The 12539-nt window shown below is 62.4% G+C and carries 22 protein-coding genes; 16 read left to right on the forward strand and 6 right to left on the reverse strand.

What is annotated here, in order from left to right; all coding sequences use genetic code 11:
* The gene (locus ACK59X_RS33920) at window positions 1-573 is read right to left on the reverse strand and encodes a hypothetical protein (protein WP_409963794.1); all 573 of its coding nucleotides are present in this window, start codon (window positions 571-573) and stop codon (window positions 1-3) included.
* Between the two features lie 112 nt (window positions 574-685).
* Complete coding sequence (locus ACK59X_RS33925) at window positions 686-1267, reverse strand: phage regulatory CII family protein (protein ID WP_409963796.1); 582 nt, start codon at window positions 1265-1267, stop codon at window positions 686-688.
* 60 nt (window positions 1268-1327) lie between these two features.
* On the opposite strand from ACK59X_RS33925, the gene ACK59X_RS33930 reads away from it, so the two are divergent.
* From ACK59X_RS33930 to ACK59X_RS33950, 5 genes are all read left to right on the forward strand, one after another.
* Complete coding sequence (locus ACK59X_RS33930; RefSeq protein WP_409963798.1) at window positions 1328-1561, forward strand: hypothetical protein; 234 nt, start codon at window positions 1328-1330, stop codon at window positions 1559-1561.
* A gap of 312 nt (window positions 1562-1873) precedes the next feature.
* The gene (locus ACK59X_RS33935) at window positions 1874-2524 is read left to right on the forward strand and encodes a LexA family protein (RefSeq protein ID WP_409963800.1); all 651 of its coding nucleotides are present in this window, start codon (window positions 1874-1876) and stop codon (window positions 2522-2524) included.
* A gap of 90 nt (window positions 2525-2614) precedes the next feature.
* Window positions 2615-3016, forward strand: a complete 402-nt coding sequence (locus ACK59X_RS33940) for a hypothetical protein (RefSeq protein WP_409963802.1) — start codon at window positions 2615-2617, stop codon at window positions 3014-3016.
* A 138-nt stretch (window positions 3017-3154) separates the two neighbouring features.
* The gene (locus tag ACK59X_RS33945) at window positions 3155-3430 is read left to right on the forward strand and encodes a hypothetical protein (RefSeq protein WP_409963804.1); all 276 of its coding nucleotides are present in this window, start codon (window positions 3155-3157) and stop codon (window positions 3428-3430) included.
* A gap of 1 nt (window position 3431) precedes the next feature.
* Window positions 3432-4031, forward strand: coding sequence for a hypothetical protein (locus tag ACK59X_RS33950; RefSeq protein WP_409963805.1), 600 nt, complete (start codon window positions 3432-3434; stop codon window positions 4029-4031).
* A 15-nt stretch (window positions 4032-4046) separates the two neighbouring features.
* Here the strand turns inward: ACK59X_RS33950 and ACK59X_RS33955 are convergent, their stop codons facing one another.
* A complete protein-coding gene (locus ACK59X_RS33955; RefSeq protein ID WP_409963807.1) occupies window positions 4047-4586 on the reverse strand; it encodes a toxin-antitoxin system HicB family antitoxin in 540 nt (179 codons plus the stop codon).
* A 67-nt stretch (window positions 4587-4653) separates the two neighbouring features.
* Here ACK59X_RS33955 and ACK59X_RS33960 point away from each other — a divergent pair, with 67 nt between their 5' ends.
* The 11 genes from ACK59X_RS33960 to ACK59X_RS34010 are packed head-to-tail and all read left to right on the forward strand — an operon-like array spanning window position 4654 to window position 10471.
* Window positions 4654-4815 (forward strand): YlcI/YnfO family protein, encoded by a 162-nt coding sequence (locus tag ACK59X_RS33960; RefSeq protein WP_409963809.1) that lies wholly within the window; start codon window positions 4654-4656, stop codon window positions 4813-4815.
* A complete protein-coding gene (locus tag ACK59X_RS33965; protein WP_409963811.1) occupies window positions 4812-5075 on the forward strand; it encodes a hypothetical protein in 264 nt (87 codons plus the stop codon). Before ACK59X_RS33960 ends, ACK59X_RS33965 begins: the two co-directional genes overlap by 4 nt.
* Before the next feature lie 10 nt (window positions 5076-5085).
* Window positions 5086-5973: a hypothetical protein gene (locus tag ACK59X_RS33970; protein ID WP_409963813.1), complete on the forward strand. Its 888-nt coding sequence runs from the start codon at window positions 5086-5088 to the stop codon at window positions 5971-5973.
* 27 nt (window positions 5974-6000) lie between these two features.
* Complete coding sequence (locus tag ACK59X_RS33975; RefSeq protein ID WP_409963815.1) at window positions 6001-6726, forward strand: hypothetical protein; 726 nt, start codon at window positions 6001-6003, stop codon at window positions 6724-6726.
* Window positions 6723-7730 (forward strand): hypothetical protein, encoded by a 1008-nt coding sequence (locus ACK59X_RS33980; RefSeq protein ID WP_409963817.1) that lies wholly within the window; start codon window positions 6723-6725, stop codon window positions 7728-7730. The genes ACK59X_RS33975 and ACK59X_RS33980 overlap by 4 nt, the downstream gene beginning before the upstream one ends.
* Window positions 7727-8149, forward strand: a complete 423-nt coding sequence (locus tag ACK59X_RS33985; protein WP_409963819.1) for a hypothetical protein — start codon at window positions 7727-7729, stop codon at window positions 8147-8149. The genes ACK59X_RS33980 and ACK59X_RS33985 overlap by 4 nt, the downstream gene beginning before the upstream one ends.
* Window positions 8142-8558: a hypothetical protein gene (locus ACK59X_RS33990; protein ID WP_409963821.1), complete on the forward strand. Its 417-nt coding sequence runs from the start codon at window positions 8142-8144 to the stop codon at window positions 8556-8558. The genes ACK59X_RS33985 and ACK59X_RS33990 overlap by 8 nt, the downstream gene beginning before the upstream one ends.
* Window positions 8555-8872 carry a hypothetical protein gene (locus tag ACK59X_RS33995; RefSeq protein WP_409963823.1) on the forward strand — a complete coding sequence of 106 codons (318 nt, stop codon included), beginning with the start codon at window positions 8555-8557 and terminating at the stop codon, window positions 8870-8872. Before ACK59X_RS33990 ends, ACK59X_RS33995 begins: the two co-directional genes overlap by 4 nt.
* Window positions 8869-9198: a hypothetical protein gene (locus ACK59X_RS34000; RefSeq protein WP_409963825.1), complete on the forward strand. Its 330-nt coding sequence runs from the start codon at window positions 8869-8871 to the stop codon at window positions 9196-9198. The genes ACK59X_RS33995 and ACK59X_RS34000 overlap by 4 nt, the downstream gene beginning before the upstream one ends.
* A complete protein-coding gene (locus tag ACK59X_RS34005; RefSeq protein WP_409963826.1) occupies window positions 9198-9428 on the forward strand; it encodes a hypothetical protein in 231 nt (76 codons plus the stop codon). Before ACK59X_RS34000 ends, ACK59X_RS34005 begins: the two co-directional genes overlap by 1 nt.
* The gene (locus ACK59X_RS34010) at window positions 9425-10471 is read left to right on the forward strand and encodes an integrase (protein ID WP_409963828.1); all 1047 of its coding nucleotides are present in this window, start codon (window positions 9425-9427) and stop codon (window positions 10469-10471) included. The genes ACK59X_RS34005 and ACK59X_RS34010 overlap by 4 nt, the downstream gene beginning before the upstream one ends.
* On the opposite strand, the gene ACK59X_RS34015 is transcribed toward ACK59X_RS34010, so the two are convergent.
* Genes ACK59X_RS34015 through ACK59X_RS34025 form a run of 3 tightly spaced genes read right to left on the reverse strand, consistent with a single transcriptional unit; the run spans window position 10468 to window position 12510 of the window.
* Window positions 10468-11106, reverse strand: a complete 639-nt coding sequence (locus ACK59X_RS34015; protein ID WP_409963830.1) for a hypothetical protein — start codon at window positions 11104-11106, stop codon at window positions 10468-10470. The two genes, ACK59X_RS34010 and ACK59X_RS34015, sit on opposite strands and share 4 nt — an antisense overlap.
* Window positions 11103-11678, reverse strand: a complete 576-nt coding sequence (locus ACK59X_RS34020; RefSeq protein WP_409963832.1) for a hypothetical protein — start codon at window positions 11676-11678, stop codon at window positions 11103-11105. The genes ACK59X_RS34015 and ACK59X_RS34020 overlap by 4 nt, the downstream gene beginning before the upstream one ends.
* Window positions 11662-12510 carry a TIGR04255 family protein gene (locus ACK59X_RS34025; RefSeq protein WP_409963834.1) on the reverse strand — a complete coding sequence of 283 codons (849 nt, stop codon included), beginning with the start codon at window positions 12508-12510 and terminating at the stop codon, window positions 11662-11664. The genes ACK59X_RS34020 and ACK59X_RS34025 overlap by 17 nt, the downstream gene beginning before the upstream one ends.
* Between the last annotated feature and the right edge of the window lie 29 nt (window positions 12511-12539).

Consider the following 12539-nt stretch of genomic DNA (forward strand, 5'->3'; position numbering starts at 1 on the left):
TCAGAAGGGAGCGTCGTTGGTCGGCGTGGGCGCGCGACGTGCGCGATCCCGCTTCAACTCAGTCAGGCGCGCGTCGTGATACAAGACATCGACCCGATCCTCGGTGATTGCAGCATCGTCCTTGGCAGCCTCTGAGATAGAGAGGCGCACCTTTGCCACCTGCGCTTCGAGGCGGTGCAGCACGATCAAAGCATCGAGACGTTGATCCAGTAGGTCCCGCAACAGTTCAGATGCTGCGGCTGCATCGTTCGCCTCAGCCGTGGAGGTGATCAGGAAAGCGCTCACGTCGTACTCTTCGATGCACCACCCGCGGTGCAACAGCCAGGCGATGAATGCGTGATGCACCGCGCCGTCGTAGAAGTCCGGGTCGGGGCACGCCAGTGTGCAGAACATCGGCATGTCGTCGGGCATCATGGGCTCACCTCCGACCCACGCGCCGTGGGAGATCGAAGGGACGCCGTACTCGGCAACAGGGCGGGCAGTGATGCCCGGGAAAGTGGCCTTCAGGTCCGCGATCAACGCGGATTCGCTGGGCCAATGCGGGGGCACGGCTTGGGGGATGGGGGCTGTCATGGGCGCCTTTCGAAGCGGGGAACATGACCTTTCAAGAAACCAGCGGCAGGCAGGAAAGGCGGACTGCTTTTCGGGTCGGGGAGCTACCCCTTCCCTAGCCGTGGCGTCAAACTCAGGCGGCCGGCACCGGCATGCGGATTTCCACGCCGTCGGGAAAGCGCACAGTGGCCACGGAGGGAGCGGGCAGCTCGTCGCGCATCTGGCGTACCGGCAGGTTCACGTGCTCGGCCTTGGGCTTGCCTGCAGCGTTTACGGCACGGGCGGCCTGGCGCAGCTTGCGCAGCGCCTCCTCGGCCTCGGCGATTTCGAGCTCGATGGCGGCCAGCTCGTTGTCGCTCACGATCCCGTCTTGAAGGGCGTCGATGAAGACTGCCGTCACGTCGCCCGCCTCGCGCGCCAGAACGGACACTCGGCGCATAGGGTTTTGCTCGGGCTCGGGAACATCGGTGTGCAGCACGAACTTGCCGCCGCATTCCTCGGCCACGTAGGCGGGGTAATCGAAGCAGTGCTCGGTGCCGGCCTCGATGCACAGGCGCGCGATGGCCAGGGCATCCTGGGCGCCCAGCTTGTGCGAGGTGGAGCCGGACAGCTGCTTGCGGGTGTATTCGTCGTTCCAGCCGTTGCGATGCGAGATCGTGGAACGGCCGCCGGGGAAGTGATCCGCGGCTCGGCGGAGGGCATCAAAAAGGCTCATGTCCGGTTCTCCGATTTTTGGACGTGGACGAAAGAAAGGGCTGGTCCGAAGATCGAACCCATGCACACACACAACACCCCTACCCCAGGCCTGCTGCACACCTCGGCGCGCAGCAGCGTTGCAACCCAGCTCGACGCCGCCACCGGCACGCGCCGGCATGTCGTGCAGACATCGCTGCTGGAAATCCGATTCGTAGCCGGCGAGTACCGGGTGCAGTTCGGCATGCGCACAGTGCGGCCGGATGTAGACCGCATTGCGGCGCACCGGGCCCGGCGCCTGCAGCGGCGGGTGTGATCAGCCATGAGCGGGCTCCGGCTCGGAAACTGCAAGGGCTTCAGGGGGCACCGCGATACCTCGCCGTACGCAGGCTGCAATCACTCGATCTGCAATGCGGACTGGGAGAACGTCGGGCCACTGGTTAACCGCCTGGTAGCTGACGCCTATGGCAGCAGCCGCAGCAGAGATTGAGCCGCCAAGGAGGGAGATGGCTGTTTGTTTGCGCATCTCCGCATTCAATCATAATTAAACAGTAGATGCAACCATGGTTAATCTGGCCTGGTCCATATTTGAAGCATGATTGATTACGCTGCACGACTTCGACACGCCATGGAGCACCGCAAGGTCACTACGCGCGAGCTCTCCAATGGCATGGGGGTGAGCTTTCAAGCCGTAAGCCGAGTGCTGGCTGGCGACAGCAAGGCCTTTTCTGCCGACAACAATGCACGCGCCGCCCGCGCCCTGAAGATCAATCCCACTTGGCTCGCATTGGGCGAGGGCAGCATGGGAGAGTCACCCTTCGAATCCAATGTTCACGCCGTGCCTTTGGGAAAGCGGGCATATCCGGTGATCTCGATGATCCAGGCAGGCGCCCTGAAAGAGGCAGTAGACGCCTACGCCCCAGGTGATGGCTTCGATGTTGAGGTGGGAGAGGACGATTGGTCCCAAGGTACTTTTGGCCTTGAGCTTGAGGGAAATTCGATGGAGCCCATGTTCCATTCGGGTGATCGGGTGCTGATTGATCCATCCCTAGCTGCCCGGCCGGGGGATTTTGTTGTGGCAAGGAACGATGGCCACGGGGCGACGTTCAAGAAATATCGCGCCCGTGGAATGACCGAGAAGGGCGAGATCGTTTTCGAGCTTGTGCCCCTGAATCCAGACTACGAAACGCTGCGTAGCGACACCCAGCCGCTGCAGATCATCGGAGTGATGGTGGAGCACCGGCGTAGGTACAGACGGCCGACGTTGAATAAGAATTGAAGTTTTTTGTGAATCATAGTTGACGATCGTAGTTAACCATGATTGAATCACCCCGTCGCCCAGCATTCCGCAGGGCCAACGGAGTGAACCTTGAGCAGTCTCTCTCTCGCCGAGATCTACCGCCAGCACGAGGACGGTGAAGCCCCGCAGCGCCACGCGCCCAAGCGGACCCGCAAGACGGTCGACAACACCGTTCCTGCGCCCACCGACAGCCCGCTGGTCGCCGAGGCCAAACAGGCCCGCTCTGAGCGCCGCTGGGCGGATGCCGCGCGCCTCTTCAGCTTGGCGGCCGACCAGCTGCCCCAGCACCACGGGGTGCCCTGCGCCACGGCCCTGGCCCTGCGTCGCGATGCGCACCTGTGCCTCGGATTCACCCAGGCCTTCAAGACCCACCGCGCACCCAACACCGGCAAGGTAGCCGACGCCGCCGAATGGCAGCGGCCGGATGGCGCTCTCGTGCGCCGCCTTGTCGGCACGAGGAGCCCCGCATGAAGACCCTCGCCACCTTCTGCCGCCTGGCTGACATGCGGCGCCGCGCTGGCGCCACGCCCGCCGAGGCCATCACCTGGGCCGCGGGCTTGCTGTGGCGCGCGCGCACCTCCTCCTGATCCACCACCACCCGCAACCACCATGACCACCACCATCTCCGAAGTCGGCCTTCTGGCCATCCAAGCCCACCACTACGGCCTGGAGCGCCGCAAGGCGAAGTCCAAGTTGGACGCCGCCTACAAGACATGGCGCGAAGAAACCAGCACCTTCCACCACATCGAGCGCGACGGCGCGGAATGGGCGGCGATGATGCGCTCCACCAAGACCGAGTACCTGGCCCTGGACGATGCGAAGCGCCTGGAGCGCAACGCGCAGGCCCGTCTGGCCCGAGCCATCAACAAGGGCGTGAAGGTCTGACATGGTGCCCCTCGAAATCAAGGGCGACGAGACCGCCGACAACCTGATCAAGCAGCTGGTGTACCTGCGCTTCCTGGCCCGCCGCGTGGTCAGGGGTCACGACCACGGCCGCGACCTGCTGGAGCGCCAGAAGCGCATCCGCGACAACCTGCCACCCCACATCCCCGAGGGTGCCCAGGCCGCCGTGGACGTGGCCACGCTCGAAGAGAACATGCTGCAGTGGCGGTCGATGGAGATCGAGATCGGCAACTTCCTGATGCCGCTGTGTGCGGCGCTGGACGAGAAGGCCACCCGCGAGCAGATCTTCGAGGCCATTGGGTGCGCGCTCGCTGACCGCGACACCGAGCGGGTGCGCAAGTACGGCTACAAGTCCCACCACCTGATCTGTGTGCTGGACCTGGAGAACAGCGCGACGAAAGACGACGCGACCATCATCCGGCCGTTGAAGTGGTGCCACACCATGGCCTTCATGCACCTACTCAATGCCAGCCCGAAGTTCGACCGGATGGTGCACGACGGCGCGAACGAGTTCTTCAATGGCCTATTCGGCGAGTACCGCGAACGCCCGCTTATGGAGCGCCTGGCAGGGCGGGCAGTGTGATGGCAGGGAGGCTCACTAAAGCAGTGCGCGCAGTTCGTTTGAGCGCTCCTGTTGCTCGCGACTCAGAGATTCAAGTTCTTTTTGCAGGATCTCGTTGTCTCGCTTCTCCCGCTCAATCTTTACGGAAAGCTTTTTCGCCTTCGCCATGTGGTCGGCCTCCTCGGCTTCAGCGAGTGCGTCTTCAAAGTCCGCCAGACGATGCTGCCCCTGTACCAACTGTGAAGTCAGGAAGGCCTCACGTTTGCCTATCCAATCCAGCTCGAACAACAACATGCGGCGCTGCTCCCGCTGCGTCGCAGCGTCCATCTGCGCCTGCAGTTGCTCGACACGGTCGATCAACTCAGGCAACGGTAGGGCTGTCGCTGTGTCCGCAGAACCAGGCTGGAAGGAGTCAGTCAAACGCCCGACGATCTCGGCGTTCAAGCTCTTCGAGGTGCGTTCTGCTTCCTCGGTCAGCCTGCTGTGCAAGTCCTTCGGAATGCGCAGCGTTATGCGCGTGTAGCGGTCTTCGTCTTCCATGGGCGGATTGTTACACCAAAACAGTGTCACGACCATTGACACCAAAGCTGTGTCACATTCACAATCACAACCGACACCACAACAGTGTCAGAAAGGGCGTTCGATGACTTCCCCGAAATTGCAGCACACCCGCATCACTCTGCGCATCCCGCAGCCGATCCAGGACAAGGCAAAGGAGAAGGCGGACGCCCAGCACATCAGTCTGAATAGTTTCATCGTCCGAGCCATTGAGCGCGCCAACGCGCAGAAGGGAACCCAACAGTGAGCACCCCCATCAACCCCATTTATTGGGAACGCACTGGCAAAGAGCCGGTGCAAGTCATCGACGTTCGCACGCTTCCCGAGGACGTGAAGACGGCCATCATCCTGGCGGCAACCAGTGTGGCGAAGGAGTTCGACGCTGGCGTTCTCGCGGCGCTGGGACTGGGCCGCCATGAACTCGCCTCCCTGACCGAGCTTTCGGAGGTGGTCGCGAACATGCACTCTTTCATGCACGAGCTGCCCGGCCTCGTGCCAGCTCGCTGAGGTGCGCACCATGAACGCTCTCACCAAAACCACCCCCATGTCCGCCAGCATGGACAGCAAGGAATTCGCCGCCCTGTTCGAGAAGGACCACGGTAATGTGCTCCGCGACATGCGCACCACGCTGATCGGCCTCTACGCTGACGCTTACCTGGACCACCACTGCCCCGCCACTGTGGGCGAGCGCCGGTCGGAGTACATCCGCCGCAATGGTGACGCGATCTTCCGCGCAGTGTTCGAAGATGAATCCATTTGGAAGCATCCTCCCGTGCCAGGCGTCACTTGGTCGCGGGATGCACGCGGCTACCTGCGCCGCATTGCCTTCGACCGGCACCACACCCTGACCTTCGCCTCTGGCTATGACGTGAAGCTGCGCGATCGCATCGTCCGCCGCCTGGAGCAGCTGGAACAAAAGCTGGCCGCGCCAACGGCCATCCCCTACACCACAGGTCGCGGCGACACCCTTACCAAGGATGAGCAGGACGAACTACGGGCCGTGCTGACCGATGGTGTGGAAAAGCTGCCGAAGGACATGCAGGCGAATGCCATGCGCCAGGGCTGGAGCAAGCTGATCGCCCATTTCAAGGTGGAGGGGTATCGCAAGATCCCGCGCGCCGAGTTCCGCGAGGCGCTATCGATCATCGGCCGGCACCTTGCCAGCCTGGAGGCAAAAGTACCGGCTCTGCCAGCGCCAGCACCGAAGCCCGACCAGCTCACCCAGGCTCTGGACAGCATGAACCTGCTGGCCGGCTCGGTGGCAGACCTCACTGCAACCGTGATGACGCTGGTCACCCAGCAGCGCGACCCGCCGCACCAGGCCGGAAAAGTTGAAGGGCTGACAGCGCCAACCGTCAGCCCTTCGAGCGAGAAACGTGCGGCGCCAACCGCACAGAACTCTTGAACCAGCACCCTTGCCAGGAACTAGAACATGCCGAACTCTATCGCAGAAGCCCCCGCGGGGGCAACAAAGGCCCCTGCACGCCCGAAAACAGTGGCGGCAGGCCGGGAGCCCGAACCCACGCCCCAATGGCTGGTGCTGGGCCTGCAGCACACTCGCCAGCTGTGTGACCTGCTCTACACCCTGGTGAATGCGGACGCCAAGGCCAAGGGCCTCATTCAAGACCTGGTGGAATCTGCTGAGGCCCACCTGCATGGCATCGTCTCGGACGAGTCGTGCGTCGATGTCACCGCTGACGGCGCGCTGTACTGCCAGATCGCCCCCGTGGTGGTGATGCTCGAAGCGGCTTGGTACGCGGCCGAGCACGGCCCGCTCGACTATCCCCCGCCCCTGCACGAGGCCGTGATCCCCTCGGCCATCTCCTATGCCAAGGGCATCGCTCACGCCCTGAAAGAAGCACCGTTGACCGATAGGTTCCAGGCCCTGGCGCAGCCGCGCACGGTGGCCGGCGCTCGGCCGCACCGGGACCGCCCTCGCCCGCCGATCCGCCGCGTCGGGTCCGACGACATTCACGAAATGCTGCTTACCGCCGAGTCGCTGGGGCATGTGCTGTATGCGGAGGTTGTGGAGCCCAGCAGCGGTATCAACGATCCGAACGACCCGGCAGGCTGGCAGCAGATTGAAATCGCGCTGGTCGTTGCCCTGCAGGCCCAGATCGCAAACATCCGCACTGCTTTCGAAGGGGGCGCACGATGAGCGACACCACCATGGACCAACAGCTCTTTGTCACCGTGCCGGTGTTCAAGGCATCGGACGTGGCGCCCAAGCCTGCGGCCGAGCCCCAGAGCCCTACCATGATTGTGCTCACGCTGCGTCCCGCGGGCCAGCGCTTCAACGGCAACGTCAGGGAACGCGCGGAGGAGGCAGGCTTCAAATACATCCAGCCGACCACGCTTGGCTATGCGCATCACGATACCGGCAAGGAAATCGCGCGCCTGGGCATCCGCTCGCGTCTGGACGGCAGGCCTCCTGAGGAGATTCAGGTTCACATCGATCCCGAGTCATGTGCCGTGCAATTTGGGGCGGGATCGCGCCTCTTCGAAATGTTGGCTAAGTACGCGATATTGGTCTCCGGGCAGCTGTGCAATGGGCTTGGTAAGCCACTGCAAAAGGACGAGCAGACCACCCTGCAGGAGCACATCAACAAGGCAATGCAGCGGCGCGATAAGTTGGACAGGAAGGCCCGCACCATCACCCTGCCAGATGGCGAACGAAGGGAACTCGGGGATCTCTTTTTCTCCTTCACGGTGCGGCGTGAGGCGGGCAGCAAGAAGCGCGCGGATCGCCGCGTCTACTTTGACGTGCAGCCCATGGACTACTACGAAGGCGCAGCCCACGCGGGCCGCATGATCCAGGCCATTGTTCAGGGCTTCAAAGACCACAAGGTCCATCACCCTGACATCCGCCGAATCATTCTTGAGGCAGTGAGGAAAACTGATCCTGGCCAGCACTGGGGGACATGGGACAAACCTTCCATTGGCAACGTCACCTTCCAGTTCCTGGAGATCATCGAAACGCTGGTGAAGATCGGTGCCGACAATCTCAATCCGAAGTGGCTCCAGCACCGGATCGACGAAAACGCAGCAGCTCACAAAGGCCACCTCGCAATGATCGCGCAACGCAAGCGCGAGGTGGTGGAGCAGCTGCGCAAGGGCCGCGAGGCCGCCCAGGCCCGCCGGGCTGCGGAGGGCAAGGCGTGAACACCACCGCGACACCACCGAAAACGCGCGCGGCAAAGACGCCGGCACCAGCGGCGCAGGAGCTCGCCCCTTCCCCGCCGGGCGAGGGATGGAACAGCGCCGAACTGGCAAACATCCGCTTGGCAGAAGCGGAGGCGGTGATCCGTGCGGCTGCCGAGGACGGCCCCAGTGCCATCTTGGGCTCGGCGCTCTGGGCCGCTGCGCGGGTAACCGACCTGGCCAGGGACTGTATACCTCTGAGCAAGCCCGTGGACTGGAGCGCGCTCAGCGCGGCCGGTGCTCTGCTATCCCAGGCCCAGGCCGTGGTGGAACTGGTCGTGAAGGACAACGAGGTTCTGCTGGCCGACGCCGGCCTGACGCTGCTGGCGGCTGCACAGGAGCACATCAGTGCAGCCGAAGGGGAGGTGCGCCGTGCATAGCCGCATCGAGATCGCCCCGGGCCTCGCCTTCGAGCTGGGCCAGCAGCATGCCTACTACACCGGCACGCCCGCTGCCGTCGTGGCCGCCGGCCTGGTGCGCGCGCAGGATCTGCCCGAGGTGGGCAGCTGCACTATCAACGCCGACGGCTCGCGCGCCTCGCAGGGCAACAACCGCGGCAAAGGCGCGGTGCCCGGCAAACGCTCCATCGCGATCAGCCACCACGGGCGCAGCACCACGGCGCGCGTGCGGCTGACCCTGAGCCCCGAGCAGGCCAAGGCCGTGGGTCAGGCCCGCGATGAGCTGGTCGGCCTGCGCTTCCCCCGCCTGGGTGGGGGGTTCGTCTACCTGGCCAGCGCGGTCGGCCTGGTGCCGCCCACCCACGGCCCGCAACCCTGGAGCCCCAAATGACCAAACTCAATGATGCCCGCGAGCGCACCAGGTCAAAGATACGTCTTACCGCTCAAGGTGCACACCCAGGTGCGCGCATGAGCCAACGCCTGGTCCTCTGTTTCGAAGCTCGCAGGCTCATCGACGTTCACGACCTTCCCGTCCATGAATTCAACCGATACAACCGACCATTTTTCTTGGTGGCTCAAGGTGACCCAACAGCTGTTGTGTTCACCGCAACGAAGCCGATGCTCTGTCGTGACGAAACCCATTCTGGCTCTCCTCCCAATGAGATCGCCACTTTAATGGAATCGGCCTCCGGGAGCCGCGCATGAAGCAGTCCGACCTGAAGCACCTGCGCCGCCTGGTGGGCTGGATCCGCTGCGAGATCGGCGAGAGCCCCGAAGAGTACGTGGCGGGGGTGCAGGCCATCGCCGACAAGCTGGGCCATCCGCCCATAGACGATGCCGCCCGGCAGCGCTTGGTGGAAGGCTACGACCGCCGGCGCGCCGTGCCCAAATACGTGCGCGAGGCCGTGAAGGCGCTCGACCGATATGCGCGAGCCCCCGGCGCAGTGGTGGAGGTGAAGGTCCACCAGAAAAAGGCCAGCGGGCGGGTCCTGCTGGTGCAACGCAAACCAGCAGGAGGACCAGGCCAATGATGGTCGAAGCCCCCGCAACGCCTTTCCTCACGGCGGCCGAGGTGGACGAGCTGTGCGCACCGTTGACGCAGCGCCATGCGCAGATGCGCCACCTGTGCCACTTGCTGGACGTGGACAGCCTCCCGCGCCGGCCCGACGGCCTTCCGCTGGTGGGCCGCAAGATGATCGAAGAACGCCTGAACCGCAAGGGCTCCTACAAGGCGCCTGCAGGCTTCAACTGGAGCAAATGAACATGGGACGCAAGAGGGATCGCGCCTCAGGCCTCGGCCTGCTGCCGCGCATGGAGGCACGCCCGCACAAGGGTAGCGACAAGGTGACCTACCGCTATCACCCGATGGGCGGCAAACCGATCAACCTGGGGCAGGACAAGCGCGCCGCAATCCAAAAGGTGCTGGACATGAACGGCGCCGGGGATGACAGCGGCACGCTGCTGGAGCTGTGGCGCACCTACCAGACGCTGCCCCAATGGAAGCGCCTGAGCGACCAGACCAAGAAGGACTACACCATCTACAGCGTGAAACTGTTGGAGGTGATGGGCAAGGCCTCGGCGCGCATCATCCGCCCTGCCGATATCGCCCGCTACCTGCGCGTGGAGCGTGCCGATGCACCGGTGCGCGCGAATCGCGAGATTGCTCTGCTGTCCAATTTGATGACCGTCGCCGTGGAGCGCGGAGACATCGATGTGAACCCCTGCAAGCAGGTGAAGCGAAACCTTGAGAGCCCCCGCACCGAAGCTCCTGAGCCTGCTGAGCTGGCCCGGTTTATTGCCTGGCTGAGCAGCCAGGGCGAGCAGCGCCAGGTGATCGCGCTCATGGCAGAGTTCGCCGCAATGGCTGGCTCTCGCAGGATTGAGTTTCTGCACCTGACGTTGCCGCAGATAGACAGCGCTGCGAGCGTGATCCGCCTGATGCGCGCGAAGCAACACGGGGGCGCGAAGCGCGCAGAGAACGTGGTGATCACGCCGGCAATGGAAGATCTGGTGCGCCGCGTGCGCGCGCTGCCCCGGCCGGATGGCTGCCTGCACGTGTTCACCACACGAGACGGAAACCCCTACACGGACACCGGCTTCGCTTCGACCTGGCAGCGGGCAATGGCCACGGCGGTGAAGGACAAGGTGATCCCGCGGCGCTTCACTTTCCACGACCTGCGGGCGTACTACACGACCCAGCACAAGGCCCAGTATGGCGCGCTGCCCGAGCTGCACGCAGACGTGAAGACCACGGCAAAGATCTACGACCGGTCCAAGATATCCGTTCGTAAAGGACTGGGCTAACCTGCAGCCTCGCGCCAGACTTCGGCAACTGGGCGGTCTCTGAGATCGCTGGGCAGCGCATCCCAAACTCTTTGTTCGCGCAGAGCTTTCCGTCCCTTGAGGCCGTCACGTGCGAAAAGATCTCGCAGTTGTTTTCGAAAGACGATCCGATCGGCCTCAGGGATGTCACGCGCGGCGTGCACCTCAGCATGCGCCGGATTGTGCTCAAGAGCAGCATCGTAGACACAGCAATCCCGGTCTTCACCGTTCAGCATAAGTCTCCTGATCTCGCGCGCGCTTGCTGTCACATAGCCTAGCCACACCTTTTTCGTGTCGCTGCTGACGAGGCCTTTCACGCACTCCACAAATTGGGCGTCCGTCGAGATGTCATGACGTTGGACGGAAGCCCCAGCTCTCAATGCATGCGAGAAAAAACTAGGCAACAGTTCCAGCTTCTTCGGATTCACATGCATGGGCTCACAAACCACACGAGAGATGATTTCGTCGTCGTGGATCAACCCCGGCGAAAAGCGAGAGAAAGGTTCAAACTCGCACTCGCAGTTCGGCTTGGCCGCCGCGATGATGCCTACCCTGGTTTCCTTCTCGTCTTCCGTCGCTTCGTTAAGCTCGATGCAACTACGGACAATGGAACTCATGCCTTCGGCAAAAGCTGTTGGAGAATTGCAGGCACTTCAACGGCTGGGAGTTGCACGATGCCCTTGTGCTTGTTCGATCCACATTCAAAATAGTAGGCCGCCCGGCTCCCGTGCAAGAACTCGAGCTCCCCATAGAGGCCATCCTCTTCCCAAAGCAGGCCTGCGTTGCCACTAGCGTGCAGCATTGGCGCTGGAGCAAGGACCTCATCGGTCAAGGCGCATGCAAAGTGCATTGCAGCTCGCAAAGAATTGAGGTTTGGAGCAGCTGCACCTTCCCCATCCCAATTCTCTTGAAGCGTGAGATAGCCGCGCAAGGACGCGATCAAGCGCTCCCGATCCGTCGTAGAACGCGCCTTCTGCCCAAATTCTTTGGTTGTCGCTCCATACACCTGCTGGCGAGAATCTAGATGCGAGCCGTCGGCCGATCCGCGAGTCCAAGCTGAGGCAGTCCCTCCCGTAGTTACCGCCGGGAAAGCAAGTGCAGTGCTCGTCGATACGGCGCAACCCGCCGCGGCAGCAATCGCCGCAAAACGCTTGCTAAATCCGTACGTGTTGCTACTCAACGTCGACATCGTTCATTCCTATGGAATCGGAAATTTCGTCCGTAATTATTTGTGAGAATACACTTTTCACTTGCGTGTGCAAGTTATTAAACACCTCATTGATGCCAGCCAATGCCTGGCGAGCCGGGAAGTCCACAGCGTGATATCCGGGGCGATTGAAGCGATCACTCACTGAGGTTGTGATAAGCACTGCGCGCGTAGGTTCCGTTCCCGGCTGTTCCGGTCCTTCGTCAATGCAATCTAGGTCTACGATCTCTAAGCGTTGAACCGCATCGTTCAGGCGCTCAAAACGCCCAGAATGGCAGTGCCAAAGATCACCTGCATCGAAGATTCGCGGAGCAACAAACGGCGAATCCCGTCGAAGCAACAAGTCGCTCCTGCAGGACCCCGGAGAAGACTGCCAAAGGAATTTGTCTGTGTACTGCAGATTCAACGACGCAATTTGCGCATCGCCAGCACAAGCCAGCAGTGCTTCAAGGTATTTTCCGGCCTCTTTCCAAAGAGCATTCCAGCGCGTGTACCTTTGCGATCGAAACACAATAGCCTGAGCCTCAAGACGAAGTTCCTTCAACAGCACACCCGCGTTGTCAGTTGCGAAGCGAGCTTGTCCTTGAAAGGAGGGAAGAACCATCGGAGCAACGCCTCCTGGCCCCAGGCTTAAGTTCACACCTGTTATATCTTGCTGCCCGCCAAGCTCCTTCTTGAACTGCAGCATGCTGGCGGCCCCGGCTCTCAACACTTCTTCAGGCAGAACGTTTGCAAAGTGCACAGATATCACCACCTGTTCAATGGCGTGCGACTCGTGCAAAGGACGAAAAGCTACAGGGTTGTTAGCGCTCACAAACATTCCTTCAGCAAGGCGACAGCGCA

The sequence above is a fragment of the Acidovorax sp. genome, from assembly GCF_046339755.1.
Classification (GTDB): Bacteria; Pseudomonadota; Gammaproteobacteria; order Burkholderiales; family Burkholderiaceae_C; genus Acidovorax.

Coding starts and splice junctions, on each gene's coding strand:
- ACK59X_RS33920 (WP_409963794.1), bottom strand. CDS start 573: ATGACAGCCCCCATCCCCCAAGCCGTGCCCCCGCATTGGCCCAGCGAA.
- ACK59X_RS33925 (WP_409963796.1), bottom strand. CDS start 1,267: ATGAGCCTTTTTGATGCCCTCCGCCGAGCCGCGGATCACTTCCCCGGC.
- ACK59X_RS33930 (WP_409963798.1), top strand. CDS start 1,328: ATGCACACACACAACACCCCTACCCCAGGCCTGCTGCACACCTCGGCG.
- ACK59X_RS33935 (WP_409963800.1), top strand. CDS start 1,874: ATGGAGCACCGCAAGGTCACTACGCGCGAGCTCTCCAATGGCATGGGG.
- ACK59X_RS33945 (WP_409963804.1), top strand. CDS start 3,155: ATGACCACCACCATCTCCGAAGTCGGCCTTCTGGCCATCCAAGCCCAC.
- ACK59X_RS33950 (WP_409963805.1), top strand. CDS start 3,432: ATGGTGCCCCTCGAAATCAAGGGCGACGAGACCGCCGACAACCTGATC.
- ACK59X_RS33955 (WP_409963807.1), bottom strand. CDS start 4,586: ATGGTCGTGACACTGTTTTGGTGTAACAATCCGCCCATGGAAGACGAA.
- ACK59X_RS33960 (WP_409963809.1), top strand. CDS start 4,654: ATGACTTCCCCGAAATTGCAGCACACCCGCATCACTCTGCGCATCCCG.
- ACK59X_RS33970 (WP_409963813.1), top strand. CDS start 5,086: ATGAACGCTCTCACCAAAACCACCCCCATGTCCGCCAGCATGGACAGC.
- ACK59X_RS33975 (WP_409963815.1), top strand. CDS start 6,001: ATGCCGAACTCTATCGCAGAAGCCCCCGCGGGGGCAACAAAGGCCCCT.
- ACK59X_RS33980 (WP_409963817.1), top strand. CDS start 6,723: ATGAGCGACACCACCATGGACCAACAGCTCTTTGTCACCGTGCCGGTG.
- ACK59X_RS33995 (WP_409963823.1), top strand. CDS start 8,555: ATGACCAAACTCAATGATGCCCGCGAGCGCACCAGGTCAAAGATACGT.
- ACK59X_RS34000 (WP_409963825.1), top strand. CDS start 8,869: ATGAAGCAGTCCGACCTGAAGCACCTGCGCCGCCTGGTGGGCTGGATC.
- ACK59X_RS34005 (WP_409963826.1), top strand. CDS start 9,198: ATGGTCGAAGCCCCCGCAACGCCTTTCCTCACGGCGGCCGAGGTGGAC.
- ACK59X_RS34010 (WP_409963828.1), top strand. CDS start 9,425: ATGAACATGGGACGCAAGAGGGATCGCGCCTCAGGCCTCGGCCTGCTG.
- ACK59X_RS34015 (WP_409963830.1), bottom strand. CDS start 11,106: ATGAGTTCCATTGTCCGTAGTTGCATCGAGCTTAACGAAGCGACGGAA.
- ACK59X_RS34020 (WP_409963832.1), bottom strand. CDS start 11,678: ATGTCGACGTTGAGTAGCAACACGTACGGATTTAGCAAGCGTTTTGCG.